Here is a 14,641-nt window from a genome sequence, read left to right on the forward strand (position 1 = left end):
TTTTGTAAGCTAATACCACAATCTTGAAAGAAAAATTTCTTAAAATACTATTAAACCCTAAATATATATTTGGGGTTTATCTTATTATATCCGTTGTTACAGCAATTTCCAAATATCTGAGAGGAGATTATGCGATCAATAACTATCTGATTTTTAAAAATGTATTCTTTAATACCATTCATCAGAAAAACTTATTTATCCATTATCCTGATCTTTATTTTGACCTAAACCATTATGGTGTATTTTTCAGTGCATTGATTGCTCCGTTTGCCATGATGCCGGATTGGCTGGGAATCTCACTTTGGAATATTGCCAATACTTTTATCTTCATCTATGGTATTTATAAGCTGCCGTTTTCAGACAGCAAAAAAGCAATTTTCGGATTGCTTTGTCTTCAGGAATACATTACAGCAGCTTTAAGTTTGCAATTCAATGTTGCACTTACGGGACTTTTGCTCTTATCTGCAGTATACATTTACGAAAGAAAAGAAGTAAAATCTGTAACCGCAATTTTAATCGGAATATTTGTGAAAATCTACGGAATTGTAGGATTAACACAGTTTTTCTTTATTAAAAACAAAACCAGATTTATTCTTTCAGGAATTGCTATTGCCGTATTGTTTTTTGTACTTCCAATGGCGTATTCAAGTCCGCAGTTTGTTATTCAGTGTTACTCAGACTGGTTTCAGTCTATTGTAGAAAAGAACAGTGAAAATCAGGTGTTGGGAAATATGCAGGACATCTCGCTGATGGGCTTTGTAAGAAGGGTTTTAGGAGATGCTTCCATTTCTAACCTTGTGTTTTTAGCAGGTGGATTGCCACTTTTTGCTTTACCTTATATCAGAATTAAGCAATATAAGCACTATGCGTTCCAGCTGATGATTCTGGCTTCAACCTTACTGTTTTTGGTATTGTTCAGCTCAAGCTCAGAATCTCCAACGTATATTATTGCAGTGGTAGGAGTGCTGATATGGTTTTTCCTTCAGAAAGAAAGAACACCGCTTATTATAGGACTACTTGTTTTTGTCATTATTTTCACATGTTTTTCAACTTCGGATCTATTCCCGAAATTTGTAAAAGAAAACTATATCATCAAATATTCATTAAAAGCCGTACCTTGTATTGTGATCTGGTTGAGAGTGACTTATGAACTTCTGACTAAAGATTTTGAGAAAAATTACAGCCTGAATTAATAGATATGAAGAAAATTTCAATTGTAATTCCCGCCTATAACGAAGAAGGAAACGTTGCCATGATCCATCAGAAAATTAAAGAAGTTTTTGATGGTTTAAGCAGCTACGACTTTGAAATCATATTTGTGAATGATGGCAGCAGAGACAATACCCAACAAAAATTAGAAGAACTTTCCAACCAGTATGAAGAAGTGAAATTCATTGAATTTTCGAGGAATTTTGGCCATCAGCCCGCAGTAAAAGCAGGAATGGACAATGCTCAGGGAAATGCAGTTATCTCGATGGATGGAGACCTGCAGCATCCGCCGGAGATTATTCCGGAAATGATTAAGAAATGGGAAGAAGGTTATGATGTAGTTTTTACTTTCAGAACTTATCCTAAAGAGATATCTTTTTTTAAAAGAAAAACATCAGACTTATTTTACAAACTTTTATCAAGTCTGTCAGACGTTAATTTGACGAAAGGAGGAGGCTCAGATTTCAGATTACTGGATGCGAGAGCGGTTGATGTAATGAGAAACTTTAATGAAGACGATTTATTCCTCAGAGGACTGACGAGCTGGATGGGATTTAAGCAGATAGGAATTGACTTCACTGCAGCAGAAAGACTCTCAGGAAAAAGCAGTTATAACCTTAAGAAAATGTTCACTTTTGCCTTTACGGGAATCACAGCTTTCAGTGTGAAACCACTGTATCTTGCAGCGTATCTTGGCTTTTTATTTTCCGCGCTTTCAGTAGTAGGATATGGAACATATGTGATTCATTCCTTTATTGCCAAAACAGAGATCTCAGGTTGGGCATCATTAATTATGACCATTGTTTTCTTTGGAGGACTTCAGTTAATTATCCTTGGAATTATGGGGATTTATTTAGGCAAAATATTTAAACAGGTGAAAGAAAGACCTAATTATATTATTAAAAACAAAAATTTTTAGAATGGTTTTATTGAGTTTTGACATTGAAGAATTTGATATGCCATTAGAATATAAGGGTGAAATTCCCTTTGAAAAGCAGATTTCAATTTCACAGACAGGATTGGAGAGAATTCTCGATATCCTTAAAAAACATAGTGCAAAAGCTACTTTCTTTTCTACCGTAGTTTTTGCGGAAAATAGCAAACATCTTATTGAAAGACTGTTGAATGAAGGTCATGAACTGGCCTCTCACACATGGTTTCATTCAGAATTTGAAGACAAACATCTCAAAGAATCAAGAGAAAAACTGGAAGAATTATTTTCTACCAGGGTAACCGGATTAAGAATGCCGAGAATGATGCCAGTAAACGAAAAAGAAGTTGAAAGAGCAGGATATTCTTACAATTCATCAATCAATCCCACATTTTTACCGGGAAGATATAATAACTTAAAAGTTTCCAGAACCTATTTCAAAGAAGGAAATGTAACACAGGTTCCGGCCTCCGTGTCGCCAAACTTCAGAATTCCTCTGTTTTGGTTGAGTTTTCACAATTTCCCTTTGTTTTTTTACAAAAAACTGGCTTCAGATACCTTGAAAAAGGACAGTTATCTTAATATTTATTTCCACCCATGGGAATTTGCAGAAATTAAAGATGAAGCGTTTAAACTTCCTGGATTTACTGTAAGAAACTCAGGAAAAGATATGGTAGAAAGATTTGATTCCTTTGTAGGCTGGCTGAAACAGAAAGGCCATACATTCGGTACATTTCAGGAATTTCAAAAACAGATACAACGATGAAAATTGCCTTTGATGCAAAACGGTTTTTCCACAACACATCTGGTCTTGGAAATTATTCAAGAGATTTGGTAAGGATACTTTCTGAGTATGAACCGGATAACGAATATCTGTTGCTTAACAAAAACAAGTCGGAGAGAGGAAAAGAGATCCTTGAGCGCCGAAATGTTCAGTTTATTGAAACCTCAAAAGGAAACTTTTCTCGTCAGTTGAAAATGGGTAAAGATGCCCAAAAACAAGGAGCCGATATTTTTCATGGTTTATCGGGTGAACTTCCTTTAAAATGGGATCCAAAACCAATTAAAAAGGTGGTTACCATTCATGATCTGATCTTTGTTAGATATCCACAGTATTATTCCTTTTTTGACAGGAGAATACATTTCTGGAAATTTAAAAAAGCAGCTGATATGGCAGATAAAATTATCGCTATTTCAGAACAGACCAAAAGAGATATCGTTCAGTATTTAAAAGTTCCTGAGACTAAGATTGAAGTCATTTATCAGGGTTGTCACCAGGCTTTTAAAGAACAACAGGCTCCGGAAATGATGCAGTCTGCAAAGGAGAAATATAAACTTCCTGAAAGGTTTGTACTGAATGTTGGAACCATCGAAGACCGCAAAAATCTTTTGAACATTGTAAAAGCAATCAAGGATACAGCAATTCCTCTTGTAGTGGTGGGAAGGAAAACTAAATATTACCAGAAAATAGAAAGCTTTCTTAAAAAAAACAAGATGGAAAAGCAGGTACTGTTTCTGGAAGGAGTTTCTATGAACGAACTGGCTTGTCTCTATAAACTGGCAGATATTTTTGTTTATCCAAGTTTCTTTGAAGGCTTCGGAATCCCTGTTATTGAGGCGCTTTTCTCAAAAACGGTTGTTGTGACTAGCAATACAAGCTGTCTGCCTGAAGCAGGAGGAAAAGACTCTGTGTACATCAATCCGGATAATGATCTTGATATCCGGGCTAAAATCAAATTTCTCTGGGAAAATGAATCTGAGAGAAAACGCCGTGAGGAAAAGGGTTTTGAGTTTGTTCAGAAATTTAATGACGAACCCATTGCAAGAGAACTGATGAATTTTTATCAAAAAATTATCTGAAAAAACTTTGCATTTTAAAAATAAATCCTACATTTGCATCATAATTCAATACAATGAAACCAACTTTTTTAGCATTACATCATTATCATCATCATCTCTGTTAGGCGGAATTGATTGATATAAGTATGTGCTAAAATCAAAAATAATTAAAACCGTCTGAGTAAATAGACGGTTTTTTTGTTTCCTGAATTCTCCTCAGAAATTTCAATAGATCAGTTTTTATTTGCTCAGACCTCAAAAAAGGGAAAATGAGTAAATTAAAAATTGCAATCCAAAAAAGCGGCCGGCTTTATGAAGAATCACTTCAGCTTCTCAAAGACTGCGGAATCTTCGTCAATAACGGGAAAGACCAGCTCAAAGTTTCAGTAGATAACTTTCCGATGGAAATCATGTACCTTCGGAACTCAGATATCCCACAGTATCTGGAAGATGGAGTGGTGGATGTTGCTATTCTGGGCGAAAATCTTCTGATTGAAAAAGGGAAAAATATAAAAACAATCCAAAAACTTGGGTTTTCAAAATGCCGCGTTTCACTGGCTGTTCCCAAAGAGATTGAAACGGATGAAATCTCTTATTTCCAAGGAAAAAAAATTGCCACTTCCTATCCAAATACGCTCAAAAACTTTTTAGAAAAAGAAGGAATTGTGTCTGATATTCACGTGATTTCAGGTTCTGTAGAAATCGCTCCTAATATTGGTCTGGCAGATGGGATATGTGATATTGTAAGCTCCGGAAGTACCTTATTCAAAAACGGATTGCGTGAAACAGTTACTTTGCTGAAATCGGAGGCTGTTTTGGCTCAAACACCTCAATTATCGACTGAAAAAGAAGCTATTCTGGAAAAATTCGTATTCAGAATTGAGGCGGTTTTAAAAGCAAAAAACTCAAAATATATTCTGATGAATGTTCCCAATGAAAAAATTCAAAAGGTATCTGAAGTTCTTCCTGTATTGAAAAGCCCCACAGTAATTCCTCTTGCAGAAGAAGGCTGGAGCAGTATTCATTCCGTAATTGATGAAGAACGCTTCTGGGAAGTCATTGATGAACTGAAAGACAATGGAGCCCAGGATATCTTAATTATTCCAATTGATAAGATGGTTATTTAGAAAAATGATGATGAATGTTGGCTAATGCAAAGGCGCAAAGATTTTATCTGCAATAAAATTGAAAGCTGTTGTAAGTCACAAAACCATACTCACATACTTGTTGAAAATCTTAGATTTTCTTGCGCCTTAAACAAGTATAAGAATTAACAACTTTGCGTTTTTGAAAAGCATTTAAAACCTTATAAATTAATAACCTAACAGTTAAAAAAGGCATTTAAATTTAAAATAATACAATGAAAATATACAGATATCCTACAAAAGACAGCTGGAAAGATTTAGTAAAACGCCCTGCTCTTGAACAGAAAGAAATTTCAGGTTTGATCACAGAAATATTCACGGAAGTTGCAAAAAACGGCGATAAAGCTTTAATAGAATTCAATAGAAAATTTGATAAGGCAGAAACCGTAAGCATTAAAGTATCTGATGCTGAAATTCAAGAGGCTGAAAAACAGATTAATGATGAATTAAAACAGGCAATTCAACAGGCAAAAGAAAATATTTCCAAATTTCACGCTTCCCAAAAACAGGAAGTTCAAAAAATCGAAACCACAAAAGGAGTAGTTTGCTGGCGCGAGAATCGCGCAGTTGAAAGAGTGGGAATCTATATTCCGGGAGGAACTGCTCCATTATTTTCTACAGTGTTGATGCTTGCTGTTCCTGCGGATCTGGCAGGATGTAAAGAAATTATTTTGTGTACACCTCCGGATAAAAACGGAAATATTAATCCTGCCATTCTATATGCAGCAAAGCTTTGCGGAGTTTCAAAAATCTTTAAAACAGGCGGGGCTCAGGCAGTTGCAGCAATGACTTTAGGGACAGAAAGCATTCCTGCTGTTTATAAAATTTTCGGACCGGGAAATCAGTTTGTTGTTGCTGCCAAAGAATATGCTCAGCGTTTTGGAGTCGCCATTGATATGCCTGCAGGACCGAGTGAAGTTCTTGTTATAGCAGATGAACAGGCTGTTCCTGAATTTTGTGCCGCAGATCTTCTTTCTCAGGCTGAACACGGAAGTGACAGTCAGGTTATTTTTATTACGACAGACCTTAAAGTTTTTGATGAAACAATCAGTGCTGTTGGACAGCAGATTAAATACTTACCCAGAAATGAATTTGCAGGTCAGGCATTGGAAAACAGTTCTTTTATTGTAATGAATTCTCTGGAAGAGGCTCTTGAGTTCAGTAATCTGTATGCTCCTGAACACCTTATTCTTGCCATCAATGATTTTGAAAAATATATTCCTGATATTCAAAATGCAGGCTCAGTTTTCCTTGGAAACTATTCCTGTGAAAGTGCCGGAGACTATGCCAGTGGAACCAATCACACACTTCCTACCAACGCTTATGCGAAAAATTACAGTGGAGTCTCACTGGATAGCTTTGTGAAAAAAATAACATTCCAGCAACTTTCAAAAGCAGGCCTACAGAATCTGGGAAAAACAATAGAACTAATGGCAGAAGCAGAAGGTCTGTTTGCCCACAAAAATGCAGTATCCATAAGATTAAAATAATAAAATGTTGGAAAACGCAAAATAATATTCATGTCTTTTCTGAAAATCTTAAATTTTCTTGCGCCTTAAATAAAGCATATGTGAATATAAATACTTGCGCCTTTACGTTTACCAAAAAAGAATTAAGAAATAATGAAAAATAACAGTATCAATACTTTAGTACGAGAAAATATATTACAATTACAACCCTACATCAGTTTCAGGGATCACAATGAATTTAATGCACCCGTTATGCTGGATGCCAATGAAAGCCCTTTTGGGGAATGCAACCGTTACCCGGATTCTACCCAGAAAAAGCTTAAAAACAGGCTTGCAGGGCTTAAAAACCTTTCGCCTTCACAGATTGCCGTAGGAAACGGGAGCGACGAGCTGATAGACCTTATTATTAAAATTTTCTGTGAGCCTAAAAAAGATTCTATTCTGATGATGAATCCTTCCTTTGCCATGTATGGTTTTTATGCAGCAATCAATGAAAACAAAGTCTTGAAAGTGGATCTGGATGAAAACTTTGAGATCATTAAAAATGATTTTTTAAAAATTTCAGATGATCCGTCTCTTAAAATTTTCTTTTTATGCTCGCCTAACAATCCTACTGGAAATAGTATCGCTGATATTGAATTTTATTTAAAGAATTTCAAAGGAATTGTAGTGGTGGACGAAGCTTATATCGAATTCTCAGGGAAAAAATCAAGTCTGGAGCTTTTAGATCAATATTCCAATTTAATTGTACTGCAAACCTTTTCTAAAGCATGGGGAATTGCAGGAGCTAGAGTAGGAATGGCTTATGCATCCGAAGAAATCATCAGTCTGATCAATACGGTAAAAGCACCTTATAATGTAAATGTATTGAGCCAGGAACTGATTTTGAAAACTTTGGATGATGAAGACAGGCTTCAGGACAATGTAAATAATATTCTGGAAGAAAGAACATGGCTGCAGGAGCAGTTTAACGAAATTGAGTGTATTTCAAAAGTATTCTCCACAGATGCCAATTTCTTTCTGATCAGAATGGATAATGTTGATAATGTGTATACAAGAATGTTGGAAGAAGAAATTTTAACCAGCAGAAGAGATCCGGCGATTCCGGGATGTATCAGGATTAATGTGGGAAACCGTGAAGAAAATGAAAAATTAATTAATCTTTTAAAAAGTATCTAAACATGAAAAAAGTACTCTTTATAGACCGTGACGGAACATTAATTATTGAGCCGCCTACTGACTTTCAGGTAGATTCTCTTGAGAAGCTTGAGTTTTATCCGGGTGTTTTTCAGAACCTTTCAAAAATAGCCAATGAACTGGATTACGAACTGGTGATGGTAACCAATCAGGATGGTTTGGGAACAGAGAGTTTTCCTGAAGAAGACTTTATAAAACCACAGGAAAAGATTGTAAAAGCATTTGAAAATGAAGGCATCATCTTTAATGATATTTTAATTGATAAAAGCTTTGAACACGAAAATCTTCCTACAAGAAAACCGGGTGTCGGAATGTTGGGGAAATACATTTATGGCAATTATGATCTTGAAAATTCATATATAATTGGTGATCGAAGTACTGATATTCAACTCGCTAAAAATCTTGGTTCTAAAGCTATTTATCTTAATCAGAACTTTAACAATGAAGCTGAGTTGTCTACAACAAAGTGGTCAGAGATTTATCAGTTCTTAAAATCAGGAATGAGAAAGGCCAAAGTGTCCCGAAAAACCAATGAGACAGAAATTGAAATTGAAGTTAACATTGATGGAAACGGAAAGTCAGATATTTCAACTGGTCTGCACTTTTTTGATCATATGCTTGACCAAATTGCAAGACACGGAAATATGGATCTTACAATCAAAGTAAACGGAGACCTTTCTGTAGATGAACACCACACGATAGAAGATACCGGAATTGTTCTGGGAGAAGCTATTGTAAAAGCTTTAGGAAAGAAAAAAGGGATTGAAAGGTATGGCTTTCTGCTTCCGATGGATGACTGCCTTTCTCAGGTGGCTATTGATTTTGGAGGAAGACCGTGGCTGGTGTGGGATGCTTCGTTTAAAAGAGAAAAAATAGGAGATGTACCCACAGAGATGTTCTTTCACTTCTTTAAATCATTTACAGATTCCTCGAAATCTAACCTGAATATCAAAGCAGAAGGAGATAATGAACACCACAAGATTGAATCTATTTTTAAAGCATTCGCAAAAGCCGTTAAAATGGCAGTAAACCAATCAGACTCCAATTACAGTTTACCTTCTACAAAAGGAAGTTTATAAATATGATCGCAATAATAAAATATAACGGTGGAAACGTCAATTCTGTTCAAAATGCACTCAACAGACTGAATGTTGATTCTGTGATTACCGATGACCCGGAAAAGATTTTAAAAGCCGATAAAGTGATTTTTCCAGGTGTTGGAGAGGCTTCATCAACAATGAAACTATTGAAGGAAAAGGAACTTGATATATTGATTCCCAGTCTTACACAGCCAGTTTTAGGAATATGTTTAGGAATGCAGCTGATGTGTAAAGGAAATGAAGAAGGAAATACTGAAGGAATGGGAATTTTTGATATTAATGTCAGAAAATTTCCATCAAGGGATATTGTTCCGCATATAGGCTGGAATACACTTTCAGGGCAGGCTTCACCATTATTTTCAGGAATGAATGAAAACAGTGATGTTTATTTTGTTCACAGCTATTATTGTGAACTGTCAGACTTTACCACTTCGGTTTGTGATTACATTCTGCCATTCAGTGCTTCTTTGCAGAAAGATAATTTCTATGCGGTGCAGTTTCACCCTGAAAAATCAGGAATGGTGGGAAACCAGATCGTTAGCAACTTTATAAACTTATAATGATGAAAATAATTCCGGCTATTGATATTATCGACGGGAAATGTGTCCGTTTATCAAAAGGAGATTACAGCACAAAGAAAATATACAATGAAGATCCTGTAGAAGTGGCAAAAGAGTTTGAAAGCTTTGGAATTCAATATCTTCATTTGGTAGATCTTGATGGGGCAAAATCAAAGCATATTGTGAATCAGAAGGTTTTGGAAAATATTGCCGGAGCAACTTCATTACATATCGACTTTGGAGGAGGATTAAAAACAGAGCAGGACATTGAAACAGCCTTTAATTCCGGTGCAAAACAGATCACATTAGGCAGTATTGCCGTTCAGAATCCTGAATTTTGTTTCAGAATGCTGGAAAAATATTGCCCTGAGAAAATTATTTTGGGAGCAGACTGTGAAAACCGGAAGATTAAAACTTCGGGTTGGCTGGAAGAAAGTGATCATGACATTGTTGATTTTATTCTTCAATATCAGGGAAAAGGAATGCGGACCGCAATATGTACTGATATTTCAAAGGATGGAATGCTGGAAGGCCCATCCACAGGACTGTATATTGAGGTTTTATATAAAACTTCTGTTCAACTGGTGGCAAGCGGTGGCATTTCGGGGATCGCTGATGTCTATAAAATGAAAGATATAGGCTGTGCCGGAACAATTATCGGGAAAGCAATTTATGAGGGAAAAATAAGCCTGCAACAACTTCAAAACTTTATTGAAAATGCTTAAGAAAAGAATTATTCCATGTCTGGATATTAAAGATGGATCTACAGTGAAGGGAATCAACTTTGAAGATCTTAAAAACGCAGGCGATCCGATTGAACTTGCTAAAAAATATGAACGGGAAGGAGCTGATGAGCTTGTTTTCCTGGATATTACGGCCACTATTGAGGACAGAAAAACATTTGTAGAACTTGTAAAAGATATTGCAAAAGAGCTTAGTATTCCCTTTACGGTAGGAGGCGGAATTTCGTCTGTTGAAGATGTTAGGAAGCTTTTGGATGCGGGTGCAGACAAGATCAGCATCAATTCTTCAGCGGTAAAAAATCCGGCACTTATTTCTGATCTTGCCAAAGAATTCGGAAGCCAGTGCGTTGTGGTAGCTATTGATACAAAGCAGGTTGGGGATCTTGACCTCGTTCATATCAAAGGAGGAAGGGAAGCAACAGAACTTCTTACTGTGGAATGGGCAAAGGAAGCGGAACGTTTGGGAGCAGGAGAAATTCTCCTTACTTCTATGGATGGTGATGGAACCAAAAATGGTTTTGATCTCAGGATTACTAAGCTGGTTTCGGAAACAATCAGCATTCCGGTGATTGCTTCAGGAGGTGCCGGGGCAGCGGATGACTTTGTTAAAGTATTTAATGAAACAAAAGCTACAGGAGCATTGGCAGCCAGTATATTCCATTTTAATGAAGTAGGAATTCAGGATTTAAAACAACAATTAAAAACTCAAAAAATTGAAATACGATGAAAATAGATTTTAATAAAGATAATGGTCTTGTGCCTGTGGTTATTCAGGACAGCAGAACATTGCAGGTACTGATGCTGGGCTACATGAATGAAGAGGCTTTTGAAAAGACAAAAAAAGATAAAATTGTTACTTTTTTCAGTCGTTCCAAAAACAGACTCTGGACAAAAGGCGAGGAATCGGGTAATTTTTTAACGGTAAAAAGTATAGATATAGACTGTGATCAGGATACTATTTTAATTAAAGTTGTTCCTAAAAATGTGGTTTGTCACACAGGAAGCTTCAGTTGTTTCGGTGAAAAGAATGCTAAAGGATTTTTATATGAACTGGAAGAGAAAATATCTGAGAGAATTGATACCAAAGCCGAAAACTCTTATACCTATTCACTTTACCAGAGAGGAATCAATAAGATGGCACAAAAAGTAGGTGAGGAAGCTGTGGAACTGGTGATAGAAGCAAAAGACAATAACGAAGAACTATTTAAAAATGAAGCTGCAGATCTTCTGTATCACTTCTTGATTTTATTGAAAGCGAAAGGTTTTTCACTGGAGGAAATTGAAGAGATTCTTAAAAACAGAAATAAATGAAACCTTTGAAAATAAATGTTTTTTAATTAAAAAAGATAAGCCAATCTCTTAACTCATGACTCCACTACAGAAAGCTAAGGATTTAATGGAAAAAGGACAATATATGCCAGCCATTACTATTTTGAATGATTTAAATGGATTATCTCCAAGGTCTGAAAATTATAGATTGTTATTCATGGCAGATTGTTGGTTTCGCTTAGAAGAGTATAATTGGGCAATTGATATCGCTGATAAATTGTTACAGAAAGATGAACGCAATGAACTTGCTTCTATGATGAAATATTTATCCTATTGCTCACTTAAAGATTTTGATAATGCTTTGGCAGAGATAATAGATTTCTTATCAAATAATGAGGCAGATCTTTATAAAGTAACTCTGGAAGAGTTATTAACAGATATCAGAGATGGATTTGTTACTGATAAAGAGATAATTTCTAAAATTAAAGAATTAGCATTACAAAACAACTGTTTAAAGTAAAAAGAGATACCTTTATAAAAACAGAGCAGAAAATAGTTTCTGCTCCGTTTTTTATATCTAAAAATGATTTTTATCTTTCAATCATAATATTCTTCACAAGAGTTTCTTCACCTATTTTCAAAACCCCGACATATACTCCGTTTTGAAGACCTGAAACATCAACTTTTCTTTCATTATTTACTTTCAGCATTGACCTTCCCATAGAATTGCTGAGTTCAAAACTGAAATTACTTTCTTTAGCATCCGGTAATTCAATATTGAGGATATTACTGGCTGGGTTAGGATAGATTTTTACGCTTTCCAATGAGCTTTTAGAAGCGGGTTTACTCATAGTAGTAGAAGCCGTTGCAAAATGTTGTAATGCCCCCACAGTTGCTTTTCCAATTTTATATACATAGACAGGATCCATATTGGTGAAAGTATCCTTAGAGCTGTGAGGATAGGTACTTCTTATCCTTTCAAAAAAGCCGGTAATCACTTCACCTTTCTGTTCAAAAGGAATATAATCGGTATCTTCTGCGGGATCTACAGCAGTCAGAAGAGGAGAGTAGAGTGCTGTGCAATTTCTCAACTGCTGAGTTACCGCTGCAGAAGCTGCATTATTACTGGAAATTCCTCCCTGATCTTCATCACAATATACGGTTGTGTTATTATTTCCTTTCACACCGCCTACCTGATCAAGATTAAAGACAAGTTTTATATCCAATTTGCGTACACCTCCCTGATACACTACATTGTTCACATAATGGCTACTTCCTTTTAATCCCTGTTCTTCACCGGAAAAATGGATGAATTTTATAGAATATTCAGTCGGAACATTTTTCAGGATTCTTGCGGCTTCAAGAATAATAGAGGTTCCACTGCCATTATCATTCACTCCAGGGCCATAAATAGTATCATAATGCCCACAAATAATTACATATTTGTTAGGATAGAGTGTTCCTGTTTTGGTAATGATTAAATTTTTTGAGCTGGTGCTTCCAAAAGTAAAAGGACTTTCTTCTATCTGACTGACAGTATAACCATAAGAAATATACTTGTTTTTGATCCAATTCATTGTATTGGTGTTTGCTACTGAGCCCGTAGTTTTAACACCTAAATTACTAAACTCCTGAAGATTTGTAGTGATATTGGCTTGAGTGACCATATCCGCTCTGTCTTTATAAGCCTGGATAAAACTTTGAGCCCCGATACTCTGCATCATCAATGCAGTGCATACAACTGTTGTAAATTTTTTCATATATAATATTATTTTGGTAATACTAATGTAGTGAATAAATCACAATGAAGTGTTTAATGTTTTAAAATAAAATGAAATTTTTACTATGTTATCAATATATTTCACATCGAAAAGTGTAGATCATTTGCAAATGCTTTAATATTGGTGTTGCCGGAAAAATAAAAACCTCTGAATTTCTTCAAAGGTTTCTATAATTTAATGATATATAATCTGAACTATCTTTCAATCATCACTTTTCTTACTACAGTCTGATCTCCGGCCTTTAAAATCCCAAGATAGGCACCATTTTCCAATCCCGAAGCGTTGATTTTTGTTTCGTTGGTTCTCTTGAAAATAGATCTTCCCTGGAAATCAGTAATTTCAAAAGTGAAATTCTTAATTCCGGGATCAGGAAGTTCAATATTGATGATATCCTTTACAGGATTTGGGTAAATTTTTACCGTTTCCAATGTGTTTTTTGCTACAGCTTCATGAGTCCCCAGTGTACCTGTAGCAACCGCGAAATGCTGAAGTGCCCCTACAGATGCTTTTCCTATATTGTAAATGTACACGGGATCTGTATTAGCAAAAGTATCATTTACTGTATGGGGATATGTACTTCTGATTCTTTCAAAGAATCCTGTGATCACTTCACCTTTCTGCTCAAAAGGGATGTAATCTGTATCTTCAGCCGGATCTACAGCAGTTAGAAGAGGAGAGTAGAGTGCTGTACAGTTTCTCAGTTCCTGAGTCACCGTTGCAGAAGCGGCGTTGTTTGAGGTAAGTCCTCCAAGATCCTGGTCACAGTAAACCGTATTATTGTTATTGCCCATTACACCGCCCACCTGATCCAGGTTAAAGACCAGCTTTATATCCAAAACACGGTTACTTCCCTGATATGCTACCGTATTGGCATAGTGGCTGCTTCCCAAAAGGCCCTGTTCTTCTCCGGAAAAATGAATGAATTTTATAGAATATTCAGTTGGAACATCCTTTAAAATCCTTGCAGCTTCAAGAATAATAGAAGTTCCGCTTCCGTTATCATTAACTCCCAAACCGGTAATACTGTCAAAATGACCGCAGATGATCACATATTTATTAGGATAAACGGTTCCGGTTTTTGTAATCACCAGATTTTTAGAATTATAACTTCCTGAAGTAAAAGGATCTTCCGTGATCTGGCTGGCTGTATATCCATAGGAAACATACTTGGTTTTAAGCCACTCAAGAGCATTGTTGTTTGCTGTTGTACCCGTTTTTTTGACTCCTAAATTGGCAAACTCCTGAAGGTAAGTCGTAATATTGGTCTGGGTTACCATATTCGCCCTGTCCTGATAAGCCTGAATGAAACTTTGAGCCCCAAGACTTTGTATGGCGATGGAAGCCAGTAAAAAAGTAGCGATTTTCTTCATTTTTATGATTGTAATACATGAAATACTG

General features: G+C 35.9%; 15 protein-coding genes. 13 read left to right on the forward strand and 2 right to left on the reverse strand.

What is annotated here, in order from left to right; genetic code table 11:
* Positions 1-23: 23 nt before the first annotated feature.
* The 13 genes from FW780_RS02830 to FW780_RS02890 all read left to right on the forward strand — a co-directional run bounded on the left by FW780_RS02830 (position 24) and on the right by FW780_RS02890 (position 11,982).
* Complete coding sequence (locus FW780_RS02830) at positions 24-1,193, forward strand: glycosyltransferase family 87 protein (protein WP_149832105.1); 1,170 nt, start codon at positions 24-26, stop codon at positions 1,191-1,193.
* Between the two features lie 5 nt (positions 1,194-1,198).
* The gene (locus FW780_RS02835) at positions 1,199-2,128 is read left to right on the forward strand and encodes a glycosyltransferase family 2 protein (RefSeq protein ID WP_149832106.1); all 930 of its coding nucleotides are present in this window, start codon (positions 1,199-1,201) and stop codon (positions 2,126-2,128) included.
* A gap of 1 nt (position 2,129) precedes the next feature.
* Positions 2,130-2,906, forward strand: coding sequence for a polysaccharide deacetylase family protein (locus FW780_RS02840; protein WP_149832107.1), 777 nt, complete (start codon positions 2,130-2,132; stop codon positions 2,904-2,906).
* Positions 2,903-4,000, forward strand: a complete 1,098-nt coding sequence (locus tag FW780_RS02845; protein WP_149832108.1) for a glycosyltransferase family 4 protein — start codon at positions 2,903-2,905, stop codon at positions 3,998-4,000. Before FW780_RS02840 ends, FW780_RS02845 begins: the two co-directional genes overlap by 4 nt.
* A 248-nt stretch (positions 4,001-4,248) precedes the next feature.
* The gene (gene hisG, locus FW780_RS02850) at positions 4,249-5,106 is read left to right on the forward strand and encodes an ATP phosphoribosyltransferase (protein WP_149832109.1); all 858 of its coding nucleotides are present in this window, start codon (positions 4,249-4,251) and stop codon (positions 5,104-5,106) included.
* Positions 5,107-5,339: 233 nt separating this feature from the next.
* Entirely contained in the window at positions 5,340-6,614 is a 1,275-nt protein-coding gene (gene hisD, locus FW780_RS02855; protein WP_149832110.1) for a histidinol dehydrogenase, read from the forward strand.
* Between the two features lie 132 nt (positions 6,615-6,746).
* The gene (hisC, locus tag FW780_RS02860; RefSeq protein ID WP_149832111.1) at positions 6,747-7,772 is read left to right on the forward strand and encodes a histidinol-phosphate transaminase; all 1,026 of its coding nucleotides are present in this window, start codon (positions 6,747-6,749) and stop codon (positions 7,770-7,772) included.
* 2 nt (positions 7,773-7,774) lie between these two features.
* Entirely contained in the window at positions 7,775-8,869 is a 1,095-nt protein-coding gene (hisB, locus tag FW780_RS02865) for a bifunctional histidinol-phosphatase/imidazoleglycerol-phosphate dehydratase HisB (protein WP_149832112.1), read from the forward strand.
* Between the two features lie 2 nt (positions 8,870-8,871).
* Positions 8,872-9,450 (forward strand): imidazole glycerol phosphate synthase subunit HisH, encoded by a 579-nt coding sequence (gene hisH / locus FW780_RS02870; protein WP_149832113.1) that lies wholly within the window; start codon positions 8,872-8,874, stop codon positions 9,448-9,450.
* Between the two features lie 2 nt (positions 9,451-9,452).
* Positions 9,453-10,175, forward strand: a complete 723-nt coding sequence (gene hisA, locus FW780_RS02875) for a 1-(5-phosphoribosyl)-5-[(5-phosphoribosylamino)methylideneamino]imidazole-4-carboxamide isomerase (protein WP_149833791.1) — start codon at positions 9,453-9,455, stop codon at positions 10,173-10,175.
* On the forward strand, positions 10,168-10,920 hold the full coding sequence (hisF, locus tag FW780_RS02880) for an imidazole glycerol phosphate synthase subunit HisF (protein ID WP_149832114.1): 753 nt from the start codon (positions 10,168-10,170) through the stop codon (positions 10,918-10,920). The genes hisA and hisF overlap by 8 nt, the downstream gene beginning before the upstream one ends.
* On the forward strand, positions 10,917-11,504 hold the full coding sequence (gene hisIE, locus FW780_RS02885) for a bifunctional phosphoribosyl-AMP cyclohydrolase/phosphoribosyl-ATP diphosphatase HisIE (RefSeq protein ID WP_149832115.1): 588 nt from the start codon (positions 10,917-10,919) through the stop codon (positions 11,502-11,504). Before hisF ends, hisIE begins: the two co-directional genes overlap by 4 nt.
* A gap of 55 nt (positions 11,505-11,559) precedes the next feature.
* Positions 11,560-11,982 (forward strand): outer membrane protein assembly factor BamD, encoded by a 423-nt coding sequence (locus tag FW780_RS02890; RefSeq protein ID WP_149832116.1) that lies wholly within the window; start codon positions 11,560-11,562, stop codon positions 11,980-11,982.
* A 70-nt stretch (positions 11,983-12,052) separates the two neighbouring features.
* Here FW780_RS02890 and FW780_RS02895 read toward each other — a convergent pair whose 3' ends face one another.
* The gene (locus tag FW780_RS02895) at positions 12,053-13,222 is read right to left on the reverse strand and encodes a M20/M25/M40 family metallo-hydrolase (RefSeq protein WP_149832117.1); all 1,170 of its coding nucleotides are present in this window, start codon (positions 13,220-13,222) and stop codon (positions 12,053-12,055) included.
* Positions 13,223-13,437: 215 nt separating this feature from the next.
* On the reverse strand, positions 13,438-14,613 hold the full coding sequence (locus FW780_RS02900) for a M28 family peptidase (protein ID WP_149832118.1): 1,176 nt from the start codon (positions 14,611-14,613) through the stop codon (positions 13,438-13,440).
* Positions 14,614-14,641: the final 28 nt, after the last annotated feature.

The sequence above is a fragment of the Chryseobacterium sediminis genome, assembly GCF_008386505.1.
GTDB lineage: Bacteria > Bacteroidota > Bacteroidia > Flavobacteriales > Weeksellaceae > Chryseobacterium > Chryseobacterium sediminis.

Excerpts from the sequence above, each read along its gene's own strand:
- hisA (WP_149833791.1), top strand. The coding sequence starts at position 9,453 with ATGAAAATAATTCCGGCTATTGATATTATCGACGGGAAATGTGTCCGT.
- hisC (WP_149832111.1), top strand. The coding sequence starts at position 6,747 with ATGAAAAATAACAGTATCAATACTTTAGTACGAGAAAATATATTACAA.
- hisG (WP_149832109.1), top strand. The coding sequence starts at position 4,249 with ATGAGTAAATTAAAAATTGCAATCCAAAAAAGCGGCCGGCTTTATGAA.
- FW780_RS02890 (WP_149832116.1), top strand. The coding sequence starts at position 11,560 with ATGACTCCACTACAGAAAGCTAAGGATTTAATGGAAAAAGGACAATAT.
- FW780_RS02845 (WP_149832108.1), top strand. The coding sequence starts at position 2,903 with ATGAAAATTGCCTTTGATGCAAAACGGTTTTTCCACAACACATCTGGT.
- hisD (WP_149832110.1), top strand. The coding sequence starts at position 5,340 with ATGAAAATATACAGATATCCTACAAAAGACAGCTGGAAAGATTTAGTA.
- FW780_RS02895 (WP_149832117.1), bottom strand. The coding sequence starts at position 13,222 with ATGAAAAAATTTACAACAGTTGTATGCACTGCATTGATGATGCAGAGT.
- hisIE (WP_149832115.1), top strand. The coding sequence starts at position 10,917 with ATGAAAATAGATTTTAATAAAGATAATGGTCTTGTGCCTGTGGTTATT.
- hisB (WP_149832112.1), top strand. The coding sequence starts at position 7,775 with ATGAAAAAAGTACTCTTTATAGACCGTGACGGAACATTAATTATTGAG.
- FW780_RS02840 (WP_149832107.1), top strand. The coding sequence starts at position 2,130 with ATGGTTTTATTGAGTTTTGACATTGAAGAATTTGATATGCCATTAGAA.
- hisH (WP_149832113.1), top strand. The coding sequence starts at position 8,872 with ATGATCGCAATAATAAAATATAACGGTGGAAACGTCAATTCTGTTCAA.
- hisF (WP_149832114.1), top strand. The coding sequence starts at position 10,168 with ATGCTTAAGAAAAGAATTATTCCATGTCTGGATATTAAAGATGGATCT.
- FW780_RS02900 (WP_149832118.1), bottom strand. The coding sequence starts at position 14,613 with ATGAAGAAAATCGCTACTTTTTTACTGGCTTCCATCGCCATACAAAGT.
- FW780_RS02835 (WP_149832106.1), top strand. The coding sequence starts at position 1,199 with ATGAAGAAAATTTCAATTGTAATTCCCGCCTATAACGAAGAAGGAAAC.